Origin of the sequence: Calothrix anomala FACHB-343, from assembly GCF_014696435.1 — a bacterium.
In the GTDB taxonomy this organism is placed as follows: domain Bacteria; phylum Cyanobacteriota; class Cyanobacteriia; order Cyanobacteriales; family Nostocaceae; genus Aulosira; species Aulosira anomala_A.
In genome coordinates, this window is sequence record NZ_JACJQG010000144.1 from 1 (window position 1) to 1,567 (window position 1,567).

Consider the following 1,567-nt stretch of genomic DNA (forward strand, 5'->3'; position numbering starts at 1 on the left):
CAAAATGGAGAGTTTGATCCTGGCTCAGGATGAACGCTGGCGGTATGCTTAACACATGCAAGTCGAACGGACTCTTCGGAGTTAGTGGCGGACGGGTGAGTAACGCGTGAGAATCTAGCTCTAGGTCGGGGACAACAGTTGGAAACGGCTGCTAATACCGGATGTGCCGAAAGGTGAAAGATTAATTGCCTAGAGATGAGCTCGCGTCTGATTAGCTAGTTGGTAGTGTAAGGGACTACCAAGGCGACGATCAGTAGCTGGTCTGAGAGGACGATCAGCCACACTGGGACTGAGACACGGCCCAGACTCCTACGGGAGGCAGCAGTGGGGAATTTTCCGCAATGGGCGAAAGCCTGACGGAGCAATACCGCGTGAGGGAGGAAGGCTCTTGGGTTGTAAACCTCTTTTCTCAAGGAAGAATACAATGACGGTACTTGAGGAATAAGCATCGGCTAACTCCGTGCCAGCAGCCGCGGTAATACGGAGGATGCAAGCGTTATCCGGAATGATTGGGCGTAAAGCGTCCGCAGGTGGCAATGAAAGTCTGCTGTTAAAGAGTGAGGCTCAACCTCATAAAAGCGGTGGAAACTACATAGCTAGAGTACGTTCGGGGCAGAGGGAATTCCTGGTGTAGCGGTGAAATGCGTAGAGATCAGGAAGAACACCGGTGGCGAAAGCGCTCTGCTAGGCCTGTACTGACACTGAGGGACGAAAGCTAGGGGAGCGAATGGGATTAGATACCCCAGTAGTCCTAGCCGTAAACGATGGATACTAGGCGTGGCTTGTATCGACCCGAGCCGTGCCGGAGCTAACGCGTTAAGTATCCCGCCTGGGGAGTACGCACGCAAGTGTGAAACTCAAAGGAATTGACGGGGGCCCGCACAAGCGGTGGAGTATGTGGTTTAATTCGATGCAACGCGAAGAACCTTACCAAGACTTGACATGTCGCGAATCCTCTTGAAAGGGAGGAGTGCCTTCGGGAGCGCGAACACAGGTGGTGCATGGCTGTCGTCAGCTCGTGTCGTGAGATGTTGGGTTAAGTCCCGCAACGAGCGCAACCCTCGTTTTTAGTTGCCAGCATTAAGTTGGGCACTCTAGAGAGACTGCCGGTGACAAACCGGAGGAAGGTGGGGATGACGTCAAGTCAGCATGCCCCTTACGTCTTGGGCTACACACGTACTACAATGCTCCGGACAAAGGGCAGCAAGCTAGTGATAGCAAGCAAATCTCATAAACCGGAGCTCAGTTCAGATCGAAGGCTGCAACTCGCCTTCGTGAAGTCGGAATCGCTAGTAATTGCAGGTCAGCATACTGCGGTGAATTCGTTCCCGGGCCTTGTACACACCGCCCGTCACACCATGGAAGCTGGCAACGCCCGAAGTCATTACTCCAACCATTCGTGGAGGAGGATGCCTAAGGCAGTGCTGGTGACTGGGGTGAAGTCGTAACAAGGTAGCCGTACCGGAAGGTGTGGCTGGATCACCTCCTTTTTAGGGAGACCTACCCAACTTTGAGATTGAAAGCAAACAGCAAATAAATCCAAAGATGGTCTACTCTAGGTCGGTCG

1 rRNA gene is annotated in these 1,567 nt (G+C 53.1%); it reads left to right on the forward strand.

The annotated features are described in order from the left end of the window. The first annotated feature begins 1 nt into the window (after nucleotide 1). A 16S ribosomal RNA gene (locus H6G08_RS36780) occupies nucleotides 2-1,490 on the forward strand. Nucleotides 1,491-1,567: the final 77 nt, after the last annotated feature.